Origin of the sequence: Haemophilus haemolyticus (genome assembly GCF_003493685.1) — a bacterium.
Lineage (GTDB): Bacteria > Pseudomonadota > Gammaproteobacteria > Enterobacterales > Pasteurellaceae > Haemophilus > Haemophilus haemolyticus_O.
On record NZ_QQJW01000013.1, the window covers coordinates 1 to 24,139 of the forward strand.

Annotated in this window: 28 protein-coding genes, 1 tRNA gene and 1 pseudogene; 18 read left to right on the forward strand and 12 right to left on the reverse strand. The window is 36.9% G+C overall.

What is annotated here, in order from left to right:
• From DV434_RS08970 to DV434_RS10835, 5 genes are all read left to right on the forward strand, one after another.
• Positions 1–428 (forward strand): S24 family peptidase (locus tag DV434_RS08970; RefSeq protein WP_153065691.1); only part of this gene is annotated, 428 nt, incomplete at its 5' end.
• Positions 429–485: 57 nt separating this feature from the next.
• A complete protein-coding gene (locus DV434_RS08975) occupies positions 486–1,535 on the forward strand; it encodes an N-acetyltransferase (RefSeq protein ID WP_118785857.1) in 1,050 nt (349 codons plus the stop codon).
• Entirely contained in the window at positions 1,513–1,887 is a 375-nt protein-coding gene (locus DV434_RS08980; protein WP_118785858.1) for an ASCH domain-containing protein, read from the forward strand. Before DV434_RS08975 ends, DV434_RS08980 begins: the two co-directional genes overlap by 23 nt.
• 263 nt (positions 1,888–2,150) lie before the next feature.
• On the forward strand, positions 2,151–2,381 hold the full coding sequence (locus DV434_RS08985; protein WP_118785859.1) for a hypothetical protein: 231 nt from the start codon (positions 2,151–2,153) through the stop codon (positions 2,379–2,381).
• A gap of 184 nt (positions 2,382–2,565) precedes the next feature.
• Positions 2,566–2,907 (forward strand): hypothetical protein, encoded by a 342-nt coding sequence (locus DV434_RS10835; RefSeq protein WP_192881514.1) that lies wholly within the window; start codon positions 2,566–2,568, stop codon positions 2,905–2,907.
• On the opposite strand, the gene DV434_RS08990 is transcribed toward DV434_RS10835, so the two are convergent.
• The gene (locus tag DV434_RS08990) at positions 2,867–3,085 is read right to left on the reverse strand and encodes a hypothetical protein (protein WP_118785860.1); all 219 of its coding nucleotides are present in this window, start codon (positions 3,083–3,085) and stop codon (positions 2,867–2,869) included. The two genes, DV434_RS10835 and DV434_RS08990, sit on opposite strands and share 41 nt — an antisense overlap.
• Before the next feature lie 209 nt (positions 3,086–3,294).
• Between DV434_RS08990 and DV434_RS08995 the strand changes: the two genes are divergently transcribed.
• The 6 genes and pseudogenes from DV434_RS08995 (at position 3,295) to DV434_RS09020 (ending at position 6,932) form a co-directional block, all read left to right on the forward strand.
• Positions 3,295–3,663 carry a hypothetical protein gene (locus DV434_RS08995; protein WP_118785861.1) on the forward strand — a complete coding sequence of 123 codons (369 nt, stop codon included), beginning with the start codon at positions 3,295–3,297 and terminating at the stop codon, positions 3,661–3,663.
• The gene (locus DV434_RS09000) at positions 3,656–3,982 is read left to right on the forward strand and encodes a hypothetical protein (RefSeq protein ID WP_118785862.1); all 327 of its coding nucleotides are present in this window, start codon (positions 3,656–3,658) and stop codon (positions 3,980–3,982) included. Before DV434_RS08995 ends, DV434_RS09000 begins: the two co-directional genes overlap by 8 nt.
• Positions 3,983–4,321: 339 nt before the next feature.
• Positions 4,322–4,981, forward strand: a complete 660-nt coding sequence (locus DV434_RS09005) for a P22AR C-terminal domain-containing protein (protein WP_118785863.1) — start codon at positions 4,322–4,324, stop codon at positions 4,979–4,981.
• 83 nt (positions 4,982–5,064) lie between these two features.
• Entirely contained in the window at positions 5,065–5,355 is a 291-nt protein-coding gene (locus DV434_RS09010; RefSeq protein ID WP_118785864.1) for a hypothetical protein, read from the forward strand.
• A gap of 263 nt (positions 5,356–5,618) precedes the next feature.
• On the forward strand, positions 5,619–5,957 hold the full coding sequence (locus DV434_RS09015) for a helix-turn-helix domain-containing protein (RefSeq protein WP_239992781.1): 339 nt from the start codon (positions 5,619–5,621) through the stop codon (positions 5,955–5,957).
• A pseudogene (locus tag DV434_RS09020) lies at positions 5,873–6,932 on the forward strand (tyrosine-type recombinase/integrase). The gene DV434_RS09015 and the pseudogene DV434_RS09020 overlap by 85 nt, the downstream one beginning before the upstream one ends.
• Before the next feature lie 31 nt (positions 6,933–6,963).
• On the opposite strand, the gene DV434_RS09025 reads toward DV434_RS09020, so the two are convergent.
• Positions 6,964–7,049: transfer RNA gene (locus tag DV434_RS09025), tRNA-Leu, on the reverse strand.
• 286 nt (positions 7,050–7,335) lie between these two features.
• Between DV434_RS09025 and fnr the strand changes: the two genes are divergently transcribed.
• The 6 genes from fnr (at position 7,336) to trpA (ending at position 13,122) form a co-directional block, all read left to right on the forward strand.
• On the forward strand, positions 7,336–8,109 hold the full coding sequence (fnr, locus tag DV434_RS09030) for a fumarate/nitrate reduction transcriptional regulator Fnr (protein ID WP_005634634.1): 774 nt from the start codon (positions 7,336–7,338) through the stop codon (positions 8,107–8,109).
• Between the two features lie 132 nt (positions 8,110–8,241).
• Positions 8,242–9,171 (forward strand): universal stress protein UspE, encoded by a 930-nt coding sequence (gene uspE, locus DV434_RS09035; RefSeq protein WP_118785865.1) that lies wholly within the window; start codon positions 8,242–8,244, stop codon positions 9,169–9,171.
• 196 nt (positions 9,172–9,367) lie between these two features.
• Positions 9,368–10,204 carry a DUF4198 domain-containing protein gene (locus tag DV434_RS09040; RefSeq protein WP_118785866.1) on the forward strand — a complete coding sequence of 279 codons (837 nt, stop codon included), beginning with the start codon at positions 9,368–9,370 and terminating at the stop codon, positions 10,202–10,204.
• A 139-nt stretch (positions 10,205–10,343) separates the two neighbouring features.
• Positions 10,344–11,102, forward strand: a complete 759-nt coding sequence (locus DV434_RS09045; RefSeq protein WP_192881510.1) for an SDR family oxidoreductase — start codon at positions 10,344–10,346, stop codon at positions 11,100–11,102.
• A gap of 17 nt (positions 11,103–11,119) precedes the next feature.
• Positions 11,120–12,316 (forward strand): tryptophan synthase subunit beta, encoded by a 1,197-nt coding sequence (gene trpB, locus DV434_RS09050; protein ID WP_118785868.1) that lies wholly within the window; start codon positions 11,120–11,122, stop codon positions 12,314–12,316.
• A complete protein-coding gene (gene trpA / locus DV434_RS09055) occupies positions 12,316–13,122 on the forward strand; it encodes a tryptophan synthase subunit alpha (RefSeq protein WP_118785869.1) in 807 nt (268 codons plus the stop codon). The genes trpB and trpA overlap by 1 nt, the downstream gene beginning before the upstream one ends.
• A gap of 50 nt (positions 13,123–13,172) precedes the next feature.
• Here the strand turns inward: trpA and DV434_RS09060 are convergent, their stop codons facing one another.
• Positions 13,173–13,529, reverse strand: coding sequence for a DsrE/DsrF/TusD sulfur relay family protein (locus DV434_RS09060; RefSeq protein ID WP_118785870.1), 357 nt, complete (start codon positions 13,527–13,529; stop codon positions 13,173–13,175).
• 25 nt (positions 13,530–13,554) lie between these two features.
• Positions 13,555–14,508, reverse strand: a complete 954-nt coding sequence (locus tag DV434_RS09065) for an oxidoreductase (RefSeq protein WP_118785871.1) — start codon at positions 14,506–14,508, stop codon at positions 13,555–13,557.
• A gap of 58 nt (positions 14,509–14,566) precedes the next feature.
• On the opposite strand from DV434_RS09065, the gene ybaK reads away from it, so the two are divergent.
• Entirely contained in the window at positions 14,567–15,043 is a 477-nt protein-coding gene (gene ybaK / locus DV434_RS09070) for a Cys-tRNA(Pro) deacylase (RefSeq protein ID WP_118785872.1), read from the forward strand.
• A gap of 45 nt (positions 15,044–15,088) precedes the next feature.
• Here the strand turns inward: ybaK and recD are convergent, their stop codons facing one another.
• The 8 genes from recD to infC all read right to left on the reverse strand — a co-directional run bounded on the left by recD (position 15,089) and on the right by infC (position 24,102).
• The gene (gene recD / locus DV434_RS09075) at positions 15,089–17,011 is read right to left on the reverse strand and encodes an exodeoxyribonuclease V subunit alpha (protein WP_118785873.1); all 1,923 of its coding nucleotides are present in this window, start codon (positions 17,009–17,011) and stop codon (positions 15,089–15,091) included.
• Complete coding sequence (gene recB / locus DV434_RS09080) at positions 17,011–20,619, reverse strand: exodeoxyribonuclease V subunit beta (protein WP_118811590.1); 3,609 nt, start codon at positions 20,617–20,619, stop codon at positions 17,011–17,013. The genes recD and recB overlap by 1 nt, the downstream gene beginning before the upstream one ends.
• Before the next feature lie 136 nt (positions 20,620–20,755).
• Positions 20,756–21,340, reverse strand: coding sequence for a tetratricopeptide repeat protein (locus tag DV434_RS09085; RefSeq protein WP_005631706.1), 585 nt, complete (start codon positions 21,338–21,340; stop codon positions 20,756–20,758).
• A gap of 146 nt (positions 21,341–21,486) precedes the next feature.
• Positions 21,487–22,068, reverse strand: a complete 582-nt coding sequence (locus DV434_RS09090; protein ID WP_053465106.1) for a hypothetical protein — start codon at positions 22,066–22,068, stop codon at positions 21,487–21,489.
• A 12-nt stretch (positions 22,069–22,080) separates the two neighbouring features.
• The gene (locus DV434_RS09095; RefSeq protein WP_118785875.1) at positions 22,081–22,392 is read right to left on the reverse strand and encodes a tetratricopeptide repeat protein; all 312 of its coding nucleotides are present in this window, start codon (positions 22,390–22,392) and stop codon (positions 22,081–22,083) included.
• A gap of 337 nt (positions 22,393–22,729) precedes the next feature.
• Positions 22,730–23,083: a 50S ribosomal protein L20 gene (gene rplT, locus DV434_RS09100; RefSeq protein WP_005596075.1), complete on the reverse strand. Its 354-nt coding sequence runs from the start codon at positions 23,081–23,083 to the stop codon at positions 22,730–22,732.
• A gap of 65 nt (positions 23,084–23,148) precedes the next feature.
• Entirely contained in the window at positions 23,149–23,346 is a 198-nt protein-coding gene (rpmI, locus tag DV434_RS09105; protein WP_005596065.1) for a 50S ribosomal protein L35, read from the reverse strand.
• A gap of 210 nt (positions 23,347–23,556) precedes the next feature.
• Positions 23,557–24,102, reverse strand: a complete 546-nt coding sequence (gene infC / locus DV434_RS09110) for a translation initiation factor IF-3 (RefSeq protein ID WP_432507863.1) — start codon at positions 24,100–24,102, stop codon at positions 23,557–23,559.
• Positions 24,103–24,139: the final 37 nt, after the last annotated feature.

Sequence of the window (24,139 nt, forward strand, 5' to 3'; positions counted from 1 at the left end):
CTCCACTAAATAGCGATGAATACGCCGTTCCGTTTTATCAAGATATTCGCCTTGCTGCCGGTAACGGCTTTGCTGATGACATAGCAGACTATAACAACTTCAAATTGCGTTTTTCCAAATCAACACTACGTAAACAAGGCGTACAGTACGAAAATGCGGTATGTGTGATTGCTGATGGAAATTCAATGGAGCCGGTTATTCCAGATGGAACAACGGTAGGAATTGATTTGGGTAATAAGACAATCCGAGACGGTAAGGTTTACGCTATCAATCACGGTGGCTTGTTGCGCATAAAGCTACTCTACAACATGCCAAATGAGCAAGTGAAAATACGCAGTTACAACAGCGAAGAACACCCGGATGAGATAGCAGACATGCAAGATATATCAGTCATTGGAAAAGTCTTTTGGTATTCAGTTTTACTATAGAAACTAACACTGAATATTGTTAATCTGTAATAACTAACCAATACCTAAGGAAAAAATATGGATAACTTAAAAATTGAACGTTTCTCTGATGTCGATTTAAACGATCCATTCTTTGATAGTTTAAAAACTGATTATAAGGAATTTTCCAATTGGTTCATGCGAAAAGCTGACGAAAAGGAATGTGCTTATGTGCTTTACAACCAGCATAGTATTGACGGTTTTTTATATCTTAAAGAAGAAAATGAAATACCAGATATAGAGCAGCCAATATATAATCGACGTATTTTAAAAGTCGGCACATTCAAATTTAATCCACAAGGAACACTTCGGGGACAGAGATTTATAAAGAAAATTCTTGATATAGCAATCGTTAATGACTTTGAACTTATTTATCTAACTATATTTGAAAAATACGATTATCTCATTAAATTATTTCAAGAATATGGTTTTTATCATGCCGGCACTAAGCAGACTATGAATGGAACAGAGTGTGTTTATATGCGAGATATGCGGCACGTTGTTGGTGATATTATTCTAGACTACCCTTACGTTGATCCCAATGCCAATAAATACCTTCTAGCAATTCATCCTGAGTATCACACTCGTCTATTCCCTGACTCTATTTTATGTAATGAATATCAAGATATCGTTCAAGATGTTTCCCACTCAAATAGCATACATAAAATCTATATATCAGCCGCAGATGATGCTTGCAAATTAAAACATGGTGATATTCTTATAATATACAGAACTAGTGATAGACAAGGTCACGCATATTATCGCTCAGTTGTATCTTCCATTTGTGTTGTAGAGGAAGTTCGCCATATCTCAAAATTCCCGACAGAGGAATCTTATCTTAAATATTGTAGTCGATTCAGTGTATTTACCAATACGGAGCTTTCTAAATTCTATAAGGAAAAACGCTACCCATACGTCATTAGATTCACTTACAATATTGCCCTACCTAAACGAGTTACTCGGAAGGAGTTGCTTGACAATGGTATTATCAGAGATCAAAATAGAATAGTGCTCCATCCAATTTCGGATGATAATTTCAGTGAAATTCTATTTTTATCAAAGGCTAATGAAAGTTTTATTATCGATTAAACCTGAATTTGTAGAAAAAATCATTTCAGGTGAAAAAAAGTTTGAATTCAGAAAATCCCTACCAAAACGGGAAGGGATAACAACAGTTGTTGTGTATTCCACAATGCCGGTAGGGAAAGTGGTTGGTGAATTTAAAGTGAAAGATACTTTATCTCACACTCCGGAATCTCTTTGGGAAAAAACAAAGGAGTTTTCCGGCATCACTAAAAATTTCTTTGATCAATATTTCTCCTCAAGAGCTTTAGCACACGCATTTGAAATTGATTCATTCAAGTTATACGATGAGCCGTTAGTAATTTCAGATGTGCTGCCATCTGGCGCACCTCCACAGTCTTATTGCTACATTAACTAATCACCAAACCGCCCCCAGGCGGTTTTCTTTTGCCTGCAATTCCTACCGTACTTTTTAAAATCCGTACTAATCCACTCTCTTTTTTTGTGATCTAGATCGCAAATTCATCAAATAGTCAAAAATAAATTCAATTAAAAATCAAATATTTACTACTTTAGATAGAGAAAATATCTACTTTAATGCAATTTTTTAGTTGCAATTAAATCTACTTTAAGTAGAGTAACCCCATCAAAACGAGATACACAAAAAAACAAGGAGCTTAAATGATAACTCTTCAAGATTTTAAAAAACAGATTAACTCAACATCACCAATTGAGTGCAGTTTAAAGGTCGGCGACCGAGTTATTTATAAAAACGACTTTGGAATCAAATTTGGGCCATTTGAAGTTATTGGGTTTGAAAAGGAAGAAGATATTTCAGGCGGACGATTTGTTTACTTGAACAGCGATAGTTACTGGTTCCCGGTGAAAGCAGAACAATTAACAAAACAATAAGAATCTTTACTAAGCCCTTGTAGTGAGGGCTTGAATAAAGGTTTTACAACCAAGCCGAAAGGCAACGCTCTTTAACAATTTATCTTACAGAATCACAGTGCATAACGGTATTAAGCGGTCGTTAGATTAAAAGCCCTAACCTACTTAATAACACTGTGGTTTAAAGTCTGCCCATGCAAAGCCAGTGAAAAACGGTGCAGTTGCCGAAAGTGGAGCTCAAGCAGGCGAATATTCCCCAATGTGGATATTTCAAAACACATTTGCTAGTACAGAGAGACAACGGCATGTGAAACCGTTGCGAATGATAGATGGAGTGTGTTTTGAAATGGCAACAATAAAACAAACGAGGTTAAAAATGGAAGAAAAAAAAGAAAACAGCCTATCTGATAAAGATAAAAATCTAATCAAACAGGCTGTTTTGGAAAGTGCGGCTAAAAATACAAGTTTAACGCCGCTTGAATTGGCTGAATCATTATGTAGAGCCTTTATTTTGATTCAGAACGATACATATTCAAAAGGTGAATAAATTCAATATCATCATCCAAACTTTTCAGCTCTGCTGATAACGTTTTGATGAACAAGCCGAGTTCTTTAGCGTTTTTTTCGCTAATCGCCGCCATTTGAGTATATTGCGTCTGCATTGGCGTTCTTAGAATATCTCTAGTAAGCATTAATGCGAGAGTATCAGCTTTTGGTTTTCTCATTGGTTTTATCCTTAGTTTGTGTTGTGAGAGATTAAATTATATTCCTTAGTGTTGTGAGAGACAACAAGGCGAGTTTTGCGGTTCTCGTTAAAAAACCGTTTGACAACACCACTCACATCGGATTATCATACCGCCAATTTAAACAGCCTCTTTAAACAGCCTCTTTTAGAGGCTTTTTTTACATCTTTTGAATAATAAAAGGAATATTTATGCCTCACATTTTTGGAAAAATGGGACGAGTGGAGGGGGTAAATGCAAAATCAACCGCAATGTCTCCCATATTATGGTTGATAGCAGTTGTCTTTTCAGGAATAGGAACACTATACTGGGCAACACAGCAAATTAATATCGTTTACTGTGGTTTGTTTTTTATCTTTTGTTTACTTGTATACGCAATTAGATGTTACGATTTCTTTATGAAAAACGACCCAGACCGCCTACAATCCGAACGTTTTTCCATTAAAAAAATGGAATTACAGCAAGGGCAAATTGGTGATAATACAAGTGGGTTAATAAATCAAAGCCAAGCTAGAATTATTGACACTGAAAGCGTGGTTAAGGATGGCGAGAATGACTAAAAAGAAATTTGTACTTTTCGTTGACGATAATTTTTCTGTTGCAGAAAGAGATAAAATCACAAACTACTTCAAAGGTAAGTATGCTTATTGGCATTGGATTAGTAATGTTTGGTTATTATCTACATCTAAAGATGATGTAACAACTGAAAGTATACGAGATGAAGTAAAAGATTTAGTCAATAGAGGTACTATCCTTGTAATCAACGCCTCTGATTCCCAAGGTTGGGCGGGTTTCGGGCAAAATAAAAAGTTTGAATGGATGCATTCAACGTGGAGTAAAAAGCCTAAATCACTCCCTGAAGATAATACTTCCCTTTAAATTGTCAGCCTAGAAAACAAATCTAGGCTTTTTTATTGACACCGCTCTCACTTCGGATTAAGATACCCCCCACTTTCAACAGAAAGTCAGGATCGCAGTCCTGAATGATTAGAGCGGTGAAAAAGACAGTCGCTCAAAAGCGACTTTTTTTATAGCCGCAAAACAGCAAATCTACCTTTTCCCCAAATTTGGGGAAAAGTCCAATGATGAACTGTTTAGGAGGATCGAAAGATCCGCCGTTTACTCTAATCAACGGTACTGCGAATCCTATTCAGTTCATCACCAACTATTCGCAGTGGTTTGTGATGAGTTCTAAAACTTTGATTAGAGAATCACAAAATGACAAACTCAAACTTAATTCCTGTTTTTAACGGCTTAATTCAAAATCAACCTGTTCAACTTTGCAACGCTCGTGAACTTCACACTTTCTTAGATATTGGCAAAGATTATTCTACTTGGATCAAAGACCGCATCAACGAATATGGCTTCATCCAAAATGAAGACTACCTCGTCATCACCGAACGCACCAACGGACGCCCACGCAAGGAATATCACATCACCCTCGATATGGGCAAAGAACTCGGTATGGTCGAAAGAAACAAACGAGGCAGACAAATCCGCCAATACTTCATCCGTTGCGAAAGAACATTAAAAGCCTTGCAACAACCGCAACAGCTCGCATTGCCAGAACCGCAAAAATTCACGTTTGAATTTACTGAGTATGAACTCCAACAGCTCGTTTGGGCGTGGTTCGCTTTATTGCGTGGCACGGAACTTTGCCAAGTACTTCACCCAGCATTAAAACAAATTGGTTCGCACTACGCTGCTTCCGTTCATGACATTGCTTACGAATATCGAAGTAATCTCCGTCAAGCCCATAACGTATTGACACGCATTACAGAGCAATTTGAATGCGAGAAAGGCAATAACTGGTGTGTATTAAAACATCTTCGAGCCTACAACCCTAAAGCAACAGGCTTTCAGCTAGATATTCTCTAAAACATCACAAAATCCGACCGCACTTTACCGTGTGGCGGATTGCTACACCCTAAATTCACTAAATCGACGAAAAAGGAAACAAAATGAGCGTATTTATCAGCGCACTTGTGGCATTTATTACAGCCATCATCACATCTTTGATTTTATATCGTTTAAAAAGTCACGTAGCGCAGAAAGATAATTCAGACGATTTGCATCGTTTGAAGATTGATTCTCTTCGTACTCAGCTTCAATCTCAAGAAACTGCTGGCGAAAATCTTCATACCGAATGTAAAGGCGCACCGCTAAATCAGCCAGTGCATCGACCCGTGCCTGATTCGATTCAAACGACTGATGAACCAAAAGGCTCGCCGCCATATTCCAAGCATCAATAAACTCAAATCGCTTTTCCATTTTATTCTTCTCCATTGAATGGATGGAAAAGCCAATATACCACGTAATCAAGCGTACCTAAATTTTAAAGGAACAGAAAATGAACAAATTAATCATTACGCTCGTGTGTGCATTTGTGGTGTATATGGCGCACGCCCTAAATCTTAATCATGACTGTGACAGCAAAGTCTGTCACACCGAACAGACACAACAATATTAACAAACCACCGCTCTTATGGGCGGTTTTTATTGGAGGAAATATGGGATGGAACAAACTCTTACAATAAAACAAACAGCTAAATTACTTAATCTAAGCTATAGCACGGTTTTCAATCATCGCCATAAATGGGGGTTCTTCCAGATGGAGGGGTCTAATATTTGGCTAGTTGAGAAATCAGTACTTGAACAACGCAAAAAAAAGCAGAATAATTTATACTGCGATGTGCAGGTCGGCGATTATTCTGTGGAGAATAGAAAATGTCGATCAGAAAAAATAAATACGGCGTATGGCAAATCGATATTGCCACACCGAGCGGAGAAAGAATTAGATGCTCTGCTAAAACAACTGAAAAGCGGCTCGCGCAAGAGTACCATGACAAACTAAAACACGAGCTTTGGCAAGTTGAAAAACTAAATAAGAAACCCGAAAGAACCATTGAAGAGGCATTAATTCGGTTTCTTGAAGTTTCACAAGGGCAAAAAGATTTTGCTACAAAAATTCGCCATGTAGAATCATGTAGAATATTGGCGAGAAGTATTGGCAGGACGCTTACTCAGTTCTTTAACAACAGATGATATCCTTAATGCTCTACCCACTCATAAAACAGGGACAAAAGAACCAATTTCCCCATCAACTCAAAATCGTTATCGCTCCTCTATTATGCGCGCTCTATCCATTGCACAGCAATCAGGCTGGATTGATAACATCCCTTATATCCCAAGAAATAAAGAGCCTAAAGTAAGAGTGCGGTGGATAAGTCAAGTCAAAGCACAAGGCCTTATCAATGCCTTACAATTAGACTGGATGAAAGATGTATGTGCATTTGCACTTGCTACTGGTGCGAGAGCGAGTGAAATTCTTACTCTTACTTGGGATAAGGTTGATTTTGAAAGACAAATAGCCATTGTAAGTAGCGATATTGCAAAATCAGGAAGAGCGAGATCGTTACTCTTAGGCACCGAGGCTATGGATGTGTTGAAAAGATGAGCCAGTTTACGCATGTCACCTTATGTTTTCCACCGAGGAAAAGGCAAACGCATAAGCGAAGTCGATAAATACGATTTTAACCGCGCACTTAAACGCTGCAAAATTGAAAATTTCCGATTCCACGATTTGCGTCACACGTGGGCAAGTTGGCACGTACAAAACGGTACACCATTGATGGTGTTAAAAGAACTTGGCGGATGGGAAACATTAGAAATGGTTAAGCGTTATGCGCACCTTAACGCCAAACACTTGTTAGACTACGCAAACCACGTCAAATTTACGTCAAAGTCATCATTTGACACGGCAAATATTATTGCGGAAAATGACGAAATTAGCGAAAAAAGCACAAATAAAAAAGCCGTAAACCATTGATTCCACTCGTGATTTACGACTTTACTTAAGTTGGTGCCTAGGGTCGGACTCGAACCGACACGTTTATTCAACGGCGGATTTTGAATCCGCTGCGTCTACCAATTTCGCCACCCAGGCTTAATGATGTTGAATTATACGTATATATAAATGTGTGACAAGTAAAATTTATTAGAAATAATCCATTTGTTTTAAAAATGAGCAAGGATTTTTTGGTTTTTTAAAAATATCGCCAAACAAATGCAATAACTAAGATACATAACATGATTAGAATCTGAATCAGCCGTTTTTTTGTTAATTTTTCTGCTGCCATAATGCTTTACTCTTCTTAAAATGACTATTTAGTGGTATAATTATTGAGTTAGATCAATTTTACACTAATTTTTTCGAAATATTTGAGGCTTACATGAAAAATTTCGTTGCAGAAACCAAGGCAGGACGCCGGGTTCAATCAGGAGGTTGTGCTATTCATTGCCAGGATTGCAGTATTAGTCAACTTTGCATTCCTTTTACGCTGAACGAACATGAATTAGATCAGCTTGATAATATTATCGAACGAAAGAAACCTATCCAAAAATCGCAAGTTCTTTTTAAAGCAGGTGATTCCCTCAATTCAATTTATGCAATTCGCTCTGGTACGATCAAAAGCTACACCATTAGCGAATCTGGTGAAGAACAAATCACTTCATTCCATTTACCTGGTGATTTAGTTGGCTTTGATGCAATAACTCAAATGCAACACCCTAGTTTTGCACAAGCTTTAGAAACCGCAATGGTATGCGAAATTCCTTATGATATTTTGGATGATTTAGCAGGTAAAATGCCAAAATTGCGCCAACAAATTTTGCGTTTAATGAGTAATGAAATTAAAAGTGATCAAGAAATGATTTTGTTATTGTCTAAAATGAATGCAGAAGAACGTTTGGCTGCTTTTATTCATAATCTTTCTAAACGATACTCTGCTCGTGGTTTTTCAGCTAAAGAATTCCGTTTAACGATGACGCGTGGTGATATTGGTAACTATCTAGGGTTAACAGTTGAAACTATCAGTCGATTATTGGGACGCTTTCAAAAACTAGGCGTTCTTACAGTGCAAGGAAAATATATTACAATTAATGATCTCAATGCTTTAATTGAATTAACTGGCACGAATAAAACCAAAATAACATTAGTTGAATAATTTTAAGGCGTGAATTTCACGCCTTTTTTGTATTCATTAAAAATAAATTTTGCACTAGATCACCTTTTTGAAAATCGAACCTTGCCATTCAAAAGATTCTTTCTTATTCTATGGTGAATTTTGGAGGTTGTTATGAAATTTAAAAATATCCTGGTTGTTCTCAATCCTGAAAATGAAAAACAATATGCCCTTGCGCGTGCCGTACGTTTGGTGAAAGAACAAAAAAATGAAACTAAGGTAAAAATCACCGCACTTTTATCTGTATATGACTTATCTTATGAAATGTCGGCTTTACTTTCTTCTGAAGAACGTTCAGAAATGCATCAACAAGTAATCAAAAAACACCGACATGCGGTTCAATATTACTTAGATAAATATGCAGATCCTGAAATTGAATTGCAATCTCACATTGTTTGGAATAGTAACGAAGCTGAGGCGATTAAAGAAGAAGTCGAAAGTAACAATTATGATCTTGTGGTGAAATATACTAAAGATGAGGAAAGTTTTACCTCACTTATTTTCACACCAGTGGATTGGCAGCTTCTTCGTAAATGCCCTGTTCCTGTTTTGATGGTTCGCGATGGCGATTGGAAACATCAGCGCCGTATTCTTGTGGCGGTAAATGTTTCTGGTGAGCAAGACTATCAAGATGACTTTAATCAAGAATTAGTGGAAACAGGCATGTCACTCGCTGAAAATCTAAATCGTGGTAATGTTCACTTAGTTGCAGCCTACCCTTCAGCACCAATCAATATGGCGATTGATTTACCAGAATTTAATACTTCAGGCTATGAAAACGGTATTCGTGGCCAACATCTCATTAATATGAAAGCATTGCGTCAAAAATTTGGTATTGGTGAAGACCATACTCATGTTCGTGAAGGTTTCCCAGAAGAAGTGATTCCTGAAGTCGCAAAAGAAATTGAAGCTGAGTTAGTGATTTTAGGCACAGTTGGCCGTACAGGTTTATCAGCTGCATTATTGGGCAATACTGCGGAACATGTGATTAGTAAATTAAGTTGTAATTTATTAGGTATTAAGCCATCTAAAAAAGATGATTAATAACAGCCATCTACATTTAGAAATTCCCTAAGTACTAAGTATTTAGGGAATTTTTTTATGCGTTATACAAATGTTTTGTGATCTTGATCACAAATTTGAAATTTTCTCTAAATCACCATTTAAATGATAGTTATTTTCATTTAATATTCGCGTTCATTTTATAAATGCTCACCTCTATTTTTTATTAAGGAAAGGTATGAAAAAAACATTAATTGCAAGTTTATTGGTTTTAGCTGGTGCAGCGCAAGCTCATGAAGTTTGGGTTCAAGCGCCTGCAAAATTGGCATCAGGTTCTGTATTAAAAGCAGAATTAGCTTATGGGGACTACCCTTACGTAGAAAAAATTCCTGAAGCACGTTTAAAAATTTTTGAGCCAATGGAAATTATTCGTCAAGATGGTGAAAAACAAACCTTAGTTCAAAAAGGTGAAAATTATCAATATCAATCAGAGAAAGCATTGTCTGATGGCTCTTATTGGGTGACAGCGACTTATAAACCAACATTTTGGTCACAAAATGCTGAAGGTTGGAAAATGGATAATTTGAAAGGATTAGAAAACCCAACTTATTGTGAACAAACTCAAATGTTTGGTAAAAGTCTTGTTACAGTTGGTAAAAAACCATTAAATGCAGAAATGGCAATGACAAGAGTTGGTTTACCACTTGAAATTGTTCCTTTGCGAGATCCAAGCAAAGTGAAATCAGGCGAACCGTTCCCTGTTCAAATTTTCTACCAAGATCAGCCATTAGCAGGCGAAACGGTAATTGCAACCGCTGATACTATTGTCGTGAAAGATCTTGAAGCAAGTACAAGCCATCGTGAACCACAAGGTTTTTCAGGTAAAACAGATAGTCAAGGACGTGTGAATATCATTCCATTAATTGATGGTATTTGGAAAATTAAAGTCATTCACAAAACACCATTTGCAGATCAACAAATTTGTCAGCAATCTGCAATCTATAGCACATTAATTTTACCGGTTGGTAAAGGATTAGCTAAACTCCCACCAAAACCAGAACACCATCATCATTAATTTTGAAAGTGCGGTGGAATTTCACCGCACTTTTTGCTTTTATTTTCCATTCTTTTTCTTCAAATTTCTTCATAAACTCCTATATTTTTTTGTACTAGTGTAGTAGTATAAAAATATCGTAAATAAAAAGGAGAGAATGATGTCTAAAATTGCCCTTATTACTGGTGCTACTGCAGGATTTGGTAGTGCAATCTGTAGAACGCTTATTCAAGCAGGATATTTTGTAATTGGTACTGGTCGCCGTACCGAACGATTAACTTCACTTAAAGCTGAATTTGGTAAAAAATTTCTTCCTCTTGCTTTCGATATATCTGATCGACTAGCCACTGAAGAGGCAATTAAATCTTTACCTATACAATGGAAAAATATTGATTTACTCGTTAATAATGCGGGATTGGCTCTTGGCTTAGAATCTGCTGATAAAGCGAATCTTGATGATTGGGAACAAATGATTGATACCAATATTAAAGGATTGGTGAATATTACTCGATTCGTTTTGCCTCAAATGGTAGAAAGAAATACGGGCCACATTATTAATTTAAGTTCAATTGCAGCTACCTACCCTTACCCAGGCGGTAACGTATATGGCGGTACAAAGGCTTTTGTAACGCAGTTCAGCTTAAATTTACGTGCAGATTTGGCAGGTAAAAATATCCGTGTTACTAGCGTCGAACCTGGGCTTTGTGGCGGAACAGAATTTTCTAATGTACGTTTTAAAGGTGATAATGAACGAGCTGGAAAACTCTATGAAAATGTGCGATACGTTACGCCACAAGATATTGCAAATATGGTTTTATGGCTCAATCAGCAACCAGAACACGTTAATATTAATCGCATTGAAGTGATGCCAACAGCACAAACTTTTGCATCACTTAATGTGGCAAGAAATTCAAATTAGAATAATAAGGAAACACAATGTCAGAGACTCTTTTAAATCCCTATTTTGGTGAGTTTGGTGGTATGTATGTACCAGAAATACTCGTGCCAGTGCTTAAACAGCTTGAGAAAGCATTTGTAGAAGCGAAAGACGATCCTGAATTCCAACGTGAATTTCAAGATTTACTCAAAAATTATGCCGGAAGACCGACCGCACTTACCCTTTGTCGCAACTTAACAAAAGGTACTAAAGCAAAAATCTATCTTAAACGTGAAGATTTATTACACGGTGGTGCCCACAAAACCAACCAAGTGTTAGGGCAAATTTTACTGGCTAAACGTATGGGCAAAACACGTATTATTGCCGAAACAGGTGCTGGTCAGCATGGTGTTGCTACTGCCCTTGCTTGTGCCATGTTAGATATGCCATGCCGTATTTATATGGGCGCAAAAGATGTTGAGCGTCAATCGCCGAATGTATTTCGTATGCGTTTAATGGGGGCGGAAGTGATTCCTGTACAAAAAGGCTCTTGCTCTTTAAAAGATGCCTGTTGTGAGGCTATGCGTGATTGGTCAGCAAACTATGAAACCACCCATTATTTACTTGGAACGGCGGCAGGCCCTCACCCTTTCCCGACGATTGTGAGAGAATTTCAAAAAATGATTGGGATTGAGACTAAACGTCAAATTCTCGAACGAGAAGGTCGTTTACCTGATGCAGTGATTGCTGCGGTTGGCGGTGGTTCTAACGCAATTGGTATGTTTACTGATTTTATTGATGAACCAAATGTTCGCTTAATTGGCGTTGAACCAGCGGGGAAAGGCATTGAAAGCGGTGAACATGGCGCGCCATTAGGCCATGCAAAAGTGGGCATTTATTTCGGGATGAAATCCCCTTTAATGCAAACTGAAGATGGTCAAGTTGAGGAATCCTACTCTGTTTCAGCTGGTCTAGACTTCCCTTCTGTTGGACCTCAACATGCTTATTTACAAAGTATTAGACGAGCAGAATATCCAAGTATTACCGATGATGAAGCATTGAATGCTTTCCAAGAGTTAGCTAAACATGAAGGCATTATTCCTGCATTAGAAAGCTCACACGCTCTTGCTCAAGCTTTAAAAATGATTCATCAAGAACCTAACAAAGAACAAATTTTAGTCGTGAATTTATCTGGACGTGGCGATAAAGATATTTTCACCGTAGATAAAATTTTGACAGAAAAAGGAATGAAATAATGAGCCGTTTTGAAACTCAATTTGCTGCGCTTAAAGCAAAAAATGAAGGAGCATTTGTTCCTTTCGTCACCTTATGTGACCCTACTTTTGACCGCTCTTTTAAGATTATTTGTACGCTTGTGGATAGCGGCGCAGATGCTTTAGAGCTTGGTTTTCCTTTTTCCGATCCGTTACTCGATGGCCCAGTTATTCAAGCTGCGAATAATCGTGCTTTAACTGCGGGCCATAGCACTGAAGATAGCTTTAAGTTATTAGAAAAAGTGCGGTCAAAATATCCAGAGATTCCGATTAGCTTATTACTTTGTGCCAATTTAATTTTTGCCAAAGGTTTAGATGCTTTTTATCAACGCTGTGCAGAAGTTGGTGTTGATGCTGTGCTTGTGGCAGATATTCCGTTACTCGCAAAAGAAGATTATGTACAAGCAGCTAAAAAACACGGCATTCAACCAGTATTTATTTGCCCGCCAAATGCGGACGAGAAAACAATCCAAGGTGTAGCACAAAATAGCGAAGGCTATACCTATTTAGTCTCACGCGCAGGCGTAACCAGTGCTGAAAATCAAGCTCACGCAGCAAATTTAGATACCCTTGTAGAACAGCTTAAGGCGCATAATGCCCCGCCAATTTTACAAGGCTTCGGCATTGCTCAACCAGAGCAAGTTAAAGACGCGTTATCTTTGGGGGCAGCTGGTGCGATTTCAGGTTCTGCAACGGTGAAAATCATTGAACGAAATTTAGATAATCACGAGCAATGTTTAACTGAATTAGCTGAATTTGTTCAATCAATGAAAGCCGCAACAAAATAAGCAAAAAAGAACCCGCACTTGTGGCGGGTTTCTTTTATCTATAGAAAAAATTAAAAATTTAATACTTTATCGGCTTCCATTGTCCAGTCTGCCAGCTCTGCTAACGTGCCGATTTCTACGCCCTCCGCCAACGGCAATTCAGTGATACCACGAGCATTTGTACAGGTTTTACAAAGTTTAATTGTCGCCCCTTGTGCCATTAAAATTTCCAACATTTGTTGTAAATGATACCCTTCTGCTGGATTTTGTTTTGCTAAACCGCCAGTTACCGCATCAGACATTAAAAATACTTTTAAATTAACCGCACTTTTATGCTGCTCTTGCAACTGTAACGCCAAACGTAATGCACTAAAAAAATGTTCATCACCATAAGGGGATGAATGGATAATAAATAGAATATTTTGCATACTCTTCTCCTTAATTTTCTTGGTATTAATAACCTTGCTGATAAATTCCTTCCAACAATTTCACTGAAAGCAGGGCGAGATTAAAGCGTTGTTCATCTGCCACAGACCAGAATTCTACACCATTTTCTACCGCACTTATTTGACTTAAATGAAGTTTTACTGATTCTTCACCATTTTCTTGTTCTCCATTAAGCACTGGCGTAATTAGCGTTTCTTCTAAAGCGATAAGCTCGCTATTTTGAGGCTGATAGTCGAAATCATAGTCTGAAAGTGCGGTGACTTTTTGTGCCAATCCATAAAATACAGGTACTTGGATTGCGTGGAATGTAGCACGATCTAATTGAGGAAAAATTCGTTGTAATTGATTTGATAAATTAGGTGCTTGATACGGATAAACATCAAACGCTAAGCGCGTTTCTTCTTCATCCAATGGAATACCATTTAATAAACGGGCTGTTTGTCCCGCAAGTTTCGTCACGGTTTCTGCATCCGTATAAGAAGCCGGCAATAAAGAAGTGACAAACACTTGATTAAGATTAGTCTCTTGTAAAATCGGGGCAAGGGTTAAAGCAAGTTGGCTTACTTGTGGATCAGGTAAGCTAACAATGTTACGTTGTCTCAGTTCTAATAATTGTGATTCATTTACCGTTGGAACAACAACAGGCACATCAGAAAGCGCGCTGCAAACGCCTAACATATCAATGACAATACAGCCCTGCTCTGCTGCTTGCGCAATATGGGAAACTTGCTCAAGTTTTCCTGCAAAAAAGACATAATTAAAATCAGCCCATTCAACTTCATTTGGCGAAAGTTGTTCAACGCCTTTATTACGAAAACGAATATTTTGTTCTTCTTCAAAAGGTGTTATTTCAACAATAGAAACGCTACTAATTTCAAGCGCACTTTGTTCTAAACGCTCTACAATTTTTTCACTTAATTCAAATTCTGCTGCTATCGCAATATTTAAGGTTGCGTCCATTTTTCTCTCCGCTGTAAAATAATCGGCATTATTTTACACCAAAACCAGGAACGAAATAATGACACCCGCAATCGATTTACTTAAAAAACAAAAAATTCCGTTTATCTTGCATACTTATGATCATGATCCGAATAATCAACATTTTGGTGATGAAGCCGCAGAAAAATTAGGCATTGATCCTAACCGCTCTTTTAAAACCTTACTTGTGGCGGAAAATGGCGATCAGAAAAAACTCGCTTGTTTTGTGCTTGCAACGGCCAATATGCTGAATTTAAAGAAAGCAGCAAAATCTATCGGTGTGAAAAAAGTGGAAATGGCAGATAAAGATGCGGCGCAAAAAAGTACAGGCTATCTTGTGGGGGGAATCAGCCCGCTCGGTCAAAAGAAACACGTGAAAACCGTGATAAATTCAACCGCACTTGAGTTTGAAACGATTTATGTTTCAGGCGGAAAACGTGGGCTAAGCGTAGAAATTGCGCCACAAGATTTAGCAAAAGTATTAGGTGCAGAATTTACTGATATTGTTGATGAATAAGTGATGGACTTATAAATTTAAAGGCGGATTCATTCCGCCTTTTGACTACTTCAACTCTTCCAATAATTTACCCAATCCGCTCTGGCGTCTTACTGTCTGGCGAATTGCTGTTTTCCATATTTTTTCATCGGCAAATACAGTGAGTTCTTTTTTTGCACGAGTCACGCCCGTGAAAACTAATTCTCGCGACAATACTGGATTCACTTCTGTTGGAAGAACCATTACAGTGTGCTCAAATTCTGAACCTTGAGATTTATGAATCGTCATCATAAAAGCGGGCTCATGTGCTGGAATTCGGCTTGTCAGCACTTCTCGATTGCCAAACCATACTTTGCCATTTGCCAAGCACAGCCCAATATCGCCGTTATAAAGGCGAACATTATGATCGTTTTCAGTAATCATAATTGGCTTACCGATATACCAATCTTGTTCATTACGGAACCAAAGCAATTTTTCCTCTCGCAACGCTAATGCGATTTCTTTATTGAGATTTTCAACACCTAAATCGCTATTACGAAGTGCGGTTAAAAATCTCACAGAATTAAATTGTGCTTGAATAGCCTCGGCATAGGAAATGCCTTGTTCATTTTTAGTGTTAAGATCAATTTTTTGTTTACGTAAATCGTCCAACATTTTTAAGAAAGTGCGGTAATTTTCCACCGCACTTTTTACTACTTGATTGACCGCATCGCTTTCATCATTTAAGGCATTAAAGTGCAATTCTTGTGGATAATATTCAAATAACCCAAGACTATCGTCTGCTTTGCCTTTTTGAATGAATTCAGCCAACTTGCCAATACCTGAATCTTTATCAAAACGGCGACTTTCTGTTAGATGGCATAAGCAATCACGTATTGGATTTGAACAATCAGAACCTTCCACTTTGTAGCTTGTTGTCGCTTGTAAATACGCGGCTTGTTCATGACTATAAGGTTGATTAACAAATTGTGCCAATTCCCCCAATACAGCCCCGGCCTCAACAGAGGCTAATTGCGCCTGATCGCCTAATAAAATTAATCGAGTTTCCGGCTTTAACGCATTGATAAGTTTTGCCATCATCGGCAAATCAATCATTGATGTTTCATCAACAACTAATACATCCAACTGCAAAGGGTTGTGACTGTTATAGCGCGTGTAATCATTAAAGGCATTCACACCCAGTAAACTATGCAAAGTGCTGGCTTTTTGTGGAATCGCATTGAAAAGTGAATCGGATAAATTCATTTTTTCTTGCATAAAACCTAACGCATTTTTAATTGACTCTTCCAAACGAGAGGCAGCCTTGCCAGTCGGCGCAACCAATTTGATGTGTAATTTACAATTAAATAATTCTTGTAGAACGAGTAATAAACGCGTAACTGTGGTGGTTTTTCCTGTTCCTGGGCCGCCTGTAATAATCGAAAATGGACTTTTAATCGCTGTGGCTACAGCCACTTTTTGCCAATCTATTTTTTCCTGTTTTTCAGGAAAATATTTATCTAATTTTTGACGAATTTCATCATAAGAAAAGGCTAAAGTGCGGTGTTTTTTTAAAGTGTTTTTTATATATTGCGCGATACGATATTCATCTTGCCAAGCGCGATAGAAATACAACGCGCCAAATTGAAATGCCATTGGCGCAATTTGATTGACGGGATCTTGCGTAAATGCCATATGCCCGCGCAACGCATTTTGCCAATCTTCCACCGGTAAATAACCAATCTTTTCATGAATTTCAGCTAAATAATCTTCTTCCGTTGTACGATAAGCCAAGCCAAATAAATTATGTTCTAAATAGCGATCTAATTGGCTGCAAGTATTTCCCTGCGTATAACGCCAGCTACAAAGTGCGGCTAATAATATGGCTAAATTTTTGATTGGTTCCGCATAATCCGTATGACATTGTTTATCAGCTATCAACTTAGCAAAATAATAATCACCTTGAGAAAGAATGCCCTGCTCTTTAAGTTTGTGTAATACAAATAACATTAAAACACCCCGTCTAATTCTGTGATTAATTCAACGCTTGGACGATCATAAAATACGCCAGATTGTGGCTCACCGTTCATTCCTCGTAAGAAAAGATAAAATACCCCGCCGAAATCTCGCGCATAATCGTAATGAGGCACAACGCTTTGCAAATAACGATGTAATGCCAGCGTATAAATTAAATATTGCCAATCATAGTGACTGTGTAACATTTCTTTTTTCAATGCCTCTTGATTGTAATCAGCAAGAGTTGAACCTAAGAAATTAGATTTATAATCAACAAGATAATATTTCCCATTATGGCGGAAAACTAAGTCAATCGAACCTCGCACCATGCCCTGAATTTGTTCAAATTGAAGTGGCTCGCTTGGCAAATGATGATGGGCTTTCAACGAGTGATTAAACGCTTCAACATCAAAATGTTCCCGAATAGCCAGATAAAATGGCATTTCTTTAATACAATCTTTATTTGCCAAATCAGCTAATGCTATTCCTATTTCATTAGAAAGTGGCGTATGTGAAATCTGTTGTAGCCAATTTTGTAGCGGTTCTGTAAAGGTTTCATCTAACTGTAAGGATTGTCTTAATTTGTCAATTTCTTCTGTATTTGCCAAGTCAGAAAAATAGCAATTTTCAAAATGGCGATGCAATGCCGTCCCGACTTGTTTACCTCGTGGCAAATCTAAAATGCTTGATTCATTTTCGTTTAAAAGTGCGGTCGAAATTTCAATAGCATTTTGGCTATCGTAATCTTTTACGCCATCAAAAACAGCGTGTTTTTTACCCGCACTTTCAGTGAAATAATTTTGTCGGCGATGACCTTGTTCAATTGAAGTAAAACTGGTTATTCGCCAATCTTGCTCAATATTGCCCGTAAATTCTGCAGCTTTAAGATCATCATTTTTTGTATTGGTTGATAAAGCCGGCAAAGCCTCTAGGTTTGGCTTAGTGCAGATTTCCACATTATCTTGCATTTTTTCTTTAAAGGTTTGCAACAATGTTTCGGTATCTTTAGAATCCGACAAATTTATTTCTTTGCCTATTTCGCCTTGGCTTAATACATAATGTAAGGCATTCCATTTTTTATCAAATTGCGCAGGCAAAGCGAACGCCATTTGATATTTGGCGCGCGTTAAAGCCACATAGAGTAAACGTAACTCTTCAGCAAACGTTTCTTCATAAAGAGCGTTTAAATTGCGATTTTCTATATCCCATAAGGTTTCATCTCGTTCTTTAGAATAATAAATATTGATGTCTTTTTTACTTGGATCTTTGCTCGGCACAGCTAAAAATGGTAGCCAAACTAAATCATATTCTAAGCCTTTAGATTTATGGATTGTCACAATTTTTACCAACTGGCGTTCGCTTTCTAAACGAATTTGAGCCTCTTGACGACCTTCGCCTTGAATTTGTTTTTCAAACCAACTAAGCAATGCCGCTTCACTTTCGTGTAATGTGGCAGCTTGTTGTAAAATCTCTGCCAAATGTAGAAAATCTGTTAAATCTCGCTCGCCCGTTGCTTGGCTTAATAAGCGTTCTGAAATGCCTTGCTCCAATAAAATTTGATGTAACATTGCCAATATCCCTTGACGCTGCCAAGTTTGTTGATATTGAGCAAAGCTATCTGCCCAACGTTGCCAGTCTGCCTCATTTTGCTGAATTTGATGAATATCCGCTGCATTTAAGCCAAAAAGTGCGGTCGCAATCGCATTCAAAATTGGACGTTCTGCCACATTCAAACAGGCTTTAAGCACCCAAGCTAATTCTTTCGCAACATTGCTATCAAATACGCTATTTTGATCAGAAAGATAAACTGACGCGATCCCCAATTTTTGCAATTCATTTTTTACTAAAGCCGCTTCATTTTTATCACGCACCAATACGGCAATATTCGCCGCTTGTAAGGTTTTACAAGTATCTTCATTTTGAAAAACTGCCTGATTTTCTGCCGCACTTTTTAGCCAATGTTGAATAGAAATAGCACATATTTTTGCCATTTCAGTTTTATTCACTTTGTCACTTTCAGTTAAATAAAAACGATAAGCAGGTTCTGCCTTACCGTTTAAATAAAATCGCAGATGATCATCACGAGAATCAACAGCAGTAAAGTTAATATTTTGATAAATAAATGGCGATTGAGGAAAATCAAACAACGCATTTACGCCATCAACCAAATGCTTCTCTGAACGATAATTTTTAGTGAGTTCAAAGCGAGATTGGGCTTCGTCCGATGCTTTTAGATAAGTAAAAATATCTGCGCCACGGAAACGATAAATCGCCTGCTTCGGATCACCAATCATAATAAAACCAGTATTTTTTTCGGGATTATCACGATAAATTTTTGAAAAAATAGCGTATTGTTGTGAATCCGTATCCTGAAATTCATCAATCATCGCAAAAGGATACTGGAAACGAATCATTTCCGCTAATTCATTCCCTTGTGGGCCTTGCAAGGCTTCGCAAAACAAGCGCAATAAATCATCAAAGGATTTTTCTTGATGATTAAGTTTATAATCTAAAAGTTTTTGTTGAAGCCCTTGGCGATAATGATAAAGAATAACTCGACGAAGTAAATCTGGAGACATTAAAGCACTTGCACGTTCTTCTAATTCAGCAAAGATCGGGGCAATAAAGGGGGATGCGCCCTCCTCACCTTTTTCACCTAAAGCTGATTGAGTGAAATAAGACATCAAGGTGTCATTCAGTACATAATCACGGGGATCATTTGCCCAGGCGTTTACTTGATCAATCCATTTCGCTAAACGTGATGTATTATAACTTCGACGGCTTAAGGATTTAGGCTCGCCTTTTGCATAATCTTTATTCAATTCTTCTGTAATTAATTCAGAAATTTTACCCGCACTTTCTAACCAAAAGCGTTTTAGTGCCTTGATATCTTTAAAATACTCACTAAGATATTGGTGTAAAAATTCTGTGATAGAAATAGATAATGCCTGTTGGTTCTCCAAATCAACAATTAAATTTTTGCCTAAATCAGATTCTAATAGGGATAACACGTAATCTGGTGAACCTAGTTCATTCGCAATAAAGTCAGCCATTTCAAAAGGCAATGGATAAAAATGTTCTCTCCAAAATTCATTAGCAAAACGAACCAACAAGTCCGATTGATCTTTAATTAATTCTAAATTGAAGTGAATGCCAGAATGGAAAGCATATTGCATCAACATACGGCGACAAAAACCGTGAATGGTATAAATCGCCGCCAAATCCATATTTTGTTCAGCTAGCTTTAAGCGATGAATTGCCTCAAAAATATCCAAATCCTGAGAAAGTGCGGTAAGAAATTCATCATTTTTAAATGCGGATTTATCTTGAGTTTCTGCAAAGGCTGTGAGTTTATCAATCGCATCTGTTATACGCTCACGAATTTTTTTCTTGAGTTCTTCTGTCGCCATTTCTGTAAAAGTCACCACTAGAATTTCTTCCACATTTAACGGACGAGAAAAGTTATTTTCTCCCGCCTTTAATAAAAGTCGGAGATATAAAGAACCAATAGTGTAGGTTTTCCCCGTACCAGCGGATGCTTCGATTAAGCTAATTTGATTTAAAGGCAGCGTGATGGGATTTAGTGGAATTGTTTCGGCCATAGATTTTAACAGATGAGAACTAATGGCATTATTTTACAAAATTTAAAGTCATAAATGCAAAAAAGACGCTTTTCAGCGTCTTAATAAATTTACTTTTTATAAAGTATTTATACAAATTTTAAGGAAAGTTAATCTATTACTTATTCTTATTTAGATAATTATATACTTCACAAGCTTCTTTTAAGCCATTATTACAGGCTTGCTTAAAAAATTTCTTTGCTTTTACTTTATCTCGCTTTATCTCAAATCTCTCTGCTTTACTAGAATCTAAATAAATTGTACCTAACTTAGCTTGAGCAGCAGGGTTACCTTGCTCAGCTAATTTTTCATACAATTTCATTGCCTCAGCATAATTTGCTGTCATACTCTCATAAATAACAGCTAAGTTTAACTGAGCATCTACGTGCCCCTGTTTAGCTGCTTTTTTATACCATTTAATACTTTCTAGTAAAACCTTACTTTTATTAGAATCTAAGAGAATCATAGGATCCTTTTGAAACATTAAGTGATACATCAAACCTAAATTAAATTGAGCTGATACGTTACCTTGTTCAGCCAAAGGTTCCCAAAGTTTCAAAGCTGTTTGGTAGTCTTCTTTTTCAAGAGCTTCAATACCTTGCTGTAATTGCTGTTCTGTTAAATCAGCCCAAGCAGTAGATTGAAAAGAAAAAATTAAAGTACCTAAAAGTACAGTGGTAAGAAATGTTTTTGTGAATTTCATATATAACCTTTAAATATATTAAAAAATAAATTATTTGGTAAAATATTTTATTGGTATCTCTGTAAAGAAATACCAATAAACTGTAAGAATAAAAATCATTATGGTCCAAAAACGAATTTTATTCAGATAATATTTTCCTGTAGTTATTAAGTTTCCTTTAATCCTTCAAATCCTACCCCTTTTAATAAAATACGAGTAACATTTTTATTAAGAGATTCAGCTCTTCCTTTAAAGCCTCGCATATCGCCAAAAGGTGTAAAGCCTGCAATAGTTGCTATTTCTTGATTCATTAATCTCGCATATTCAAAACAATCAATAATTGCGTCTCGTAAATCATCATCTTTAACTTTTTTACCGTGTACGACACGATCTCGTATGTTTTCAGCTTTTTTAAGCTGTTTACTGATATTTTCAGGCAATGGACATCCAAAAATATTATTGTAAATTTTTCCAAAATCATTTCGCTTTAAATGATGATAATTGATAATGCTTGTTGCTACTTCTGCTTCAGCCCCTAAACACTTCACTGATCCGCCATAAAGTAATCTATTTTGTCCTTGTTCAATTTTTAAGAAAAGATAGGCTATGACAATTTCATATTCATAATCATCATTAATCAACTTTGGAATATGTCCGAAATATTTTCGAATATTTTCTGGTAAAGCTTGGTATTTAGTTAATATACCCTTATAGCTTTTTACTTCTTTTTTAGTATTTTCAATCTTCATAAATAATCTCCACTATTGCAAATGTTTGCAAGCTTTTTGATAACCGTTATCACAAGCCTTACGGAACCATTTTTTAGCAGTAGAAATATTACTTTTTACCCCCATTCCTCCGGCATACATAAGACCTAAAAGATATTGGCTATCTGTATGTCCCTGTTTAGCCAAAGGCTGAAGAAGTTTAAGGGCTGTTTCATAGTCATTTTTTTCAGCGGCTTTAAGAGCTTGTTGAAATTGACTTGTGGTATCTGCCCAAGCAGTAGATTGAAAAGAAAAAATTGAAGTAGCTAACAATGCGCTAGTGAGAAGTGTTTTTGTCAGTTTCATAACATACCTATTAATTAACCTTAATTGAAATACTAAACTTTTTTGTTTAGCAAGATGTTTTGTTGTTATCTCTGTAAAGAGATAACAACACCCAGTATACTGGGTGCGAAAAGGTTAAAAATTAAACTTTAAATAACTAACAAAAATGCTTTTTTCTTATTTATATTTAATCATTTAAAAAATAGAAATAGGCTAAAAAACACACACTGGTTTTAGGAGGACAATTTAGCGAAATTATCAATTTAGAATGTATAGAAAAGATAGACTTATCTATCATAATAATGAAAAAAGGACGCTTTTCAGCGTCCTAATTCTTCTTTATCTAAACTTTAAAAAATTAAAGTGCAGATTTTGCTTTTTCAACTAATGCAGCGAACGCTACTTTGTCGAATACAGCGATATCAGCAAGAATCTTACGGTCGATTTCAACAGATGCTTTTTTCAAGCCGTTGATGAATTTGCTGTAAGATAAACCATTTTGACGCGCTGCAGCGTTGATACGTGCAATCCATAATTGACGGAATTGACGTTTACGTTGACGACGGTCACGATATGCGTATTGACCAGCTTTGATCACCGCTTGGAAAGCAACGCGATACACGCGTGAACGTGCACCATAATAACCTTTAGCAGCCTTAAGAACTTTCTTATGGCGTGCTCTTGCAATAACACCACGTTTTACACGAGCCATTATTTAATCTCCTATGTAATATTTTTCTAAAATGAACTAATCGTACGTTTTGCTTAAATAACGGCTTATGCGTATGGTAAGCAAGCTACTACTAAAACTTGGTCTGCTTTCGCAACCATTGATTTATGACGTAAATGACGTTTACGTTTAGTTGTTTTTTTAGTCAAAATATGACGTAAGTGAGATTGTTTACGCTTGAAACCACCAGAAGCAGTTTTTTTGAAGCGCTTCGCTGCGCCGCGTACTGTTTTGATTTTAGGCATTGTTAAAATAACTCCGCATTTTTCGTTTAAAACAACATAATCAGGCGAACTTATAAAGTTACTTGGAAGCACTGATCATTTCCATCATAAGGCAAATTAAATTGCCTTTTCAAAAGCAGTTAGGCTGCGTAGTGTGCCCAACGTGCAGTTGTCTTTTCATTTAAGTCAAACTTAAACAAAAAGATTTGCTGAGATTTATCAGCAAAATTCTTATTTTTTCTTCGGTGCTAACACCATTACAGCCTGACGGCCTTCTAATTTACCTGGTGCAGATTCAACGACAGAAATTTCAGCTAAATCATTTTTTACGCGCTCTAACACATCAAAACCAATGTCTTGGTGAGCCATTTCACGACCGCGGAAACGCACGGTAATTTTCGCTTTGTCGCCATCTTCTAAGAAACGGATTAAGCTGCGTAATTTAACTTGGTAATCGCCCTCGTCTGTTCCGGGGCGGAATTTAATTTCTTTAACTTGTACAACTTTTTGTTTTTTCTTTTGTTCTTTAGCGGTTTTACTTTTTTCGTAAAGGAATTTACCGTAGTTCATAATACGGCAAACAGGCGGTTCAGCATTTGGGCTAATTTCAACAAGATCAAGTTCTGCTTTTTCTGCCATTTCTAGGGCTTGTTGAATAGAAACAATCCCTGCTTGTTCACCATCTTGGTCAATTAAACGAACTTCTTTTACACGAATCTCTTCATTGATACGGTTTGGGCGATTTACTGCCGGCGCTTTTTTTACGGTTTTAATAATCGTATTCCTTCTATTGGTTAATAGTAAAAATCTTTTC